Source organism: Rhizobium mulingense (assembly GCF_029194105.1).
Lineage (GTDB): Bacteria > Pseudomonadota > Alphaproteobacteria > Rhizobiales > Rhizobiaceae > Rhizobium > Rhizobium mulingense.
The window spans coordinates 1-934 of record NZ_JARFVE010000062.1 but is presented as its reverse complement, the minus strand read 5'-3'; the positions used below and the strand labels follow the sequence as shown (position 1 = coordinate 934).

Genomic DNA, 934 nt, shown 5'->3' with positions numbered 1-934 from the left:
GGGAAATGTATCCGACTGTCAAATTTGACTTCCTTGGATACCAGTTCAGGCCGCGACAGGTGGCGACTTCACAGCGGAATGAGTTCTTCTGTGGCTATACCCCAGCGGCCAGTCCGGCGGCGCTAAAATCGATGCGGGCCACGATCAAGAGCTTGAACATTCCGCGGCAAACGCCGGGGACGCTGGCTGAAATCGCCAAACAGATCAATCCGCTCCTCCGGGGATGGATTGCCTACTATGGGCGGTTCAGTCGTTCGGACCTGTTCTCTCTGGCTGACTATGTCAATCGGAAGCTCAAGGCCTGGATCATGCGAAAGTACAAGCGCTTTCGGTTCCACAAAACTCGGGCTTCGCAGTTCCTGCGGCAACTTGCCCGAGATAGACGGGACCTCTTCGTACACTGGCAGGCGTTCGGAACGAACACGTTTACCTGATGGGAGCGGTGTGAATCGAGAGGTTCACGCACCGTTCTGCGAGAGGCCGGCAGGTGAAATCCCTCCGGCCTACTCACCCCTGGCTGACTTTCCTCGGTGCGTTGCGCTGCGACCAGATGACCGCGCCCTGCGTCTTCGATGGCCCGATCAATGACGAATGTTTCGACGCCTACGTCCGACAGCAGTTGATCCCGACCCTCAAGCCCGGCGACATCGTCATTCTCGACAATCTCGGCTCCCATAAGGCCAAGACCATTCGCGATGCAATCAGGGCGGCCGGCGCCAGACTAATGGTTCCTGCCGAAATATTCCCCCGATTTCAATCCGATCGAGCAGGCCTTTGCCAAGATCAAGCACTGGATGCGCCTGGCTCAGAAGCGAACCATCGATGACACCTGGCGCCACATCGGACAGCTCGTCACAACCATCGAGCCCAGCGAATGCAGCAACTACTTCGCCAATGCCGGATATGCTTCCGTGAAAACCTGAAACGCTCTAGG

General features: G+C 57.3%; 1 protein-coding gene and 1 pseudogene. Both read left to right on the top strand.

What is annotated here, in order from left to right:
• Positions 1-434, top strand: a 434-nt coding sequence (locus PYR71_RS30680) for a group II intron maturase-specific domain-containing protein (protein WP_272785013.1), incomplete at its 5' end; no start/stop codon positions are given.
• A gap of 80 nt (positions 435-514) precedes the next feature.
• A pseudogene (locus PYR71_RS30675) lies at positions 515-923 on the top strand (IS630 family transposase); the annotation flags it as partial.
• Positions 924-934: the final 11 nt, after the last annotated feature.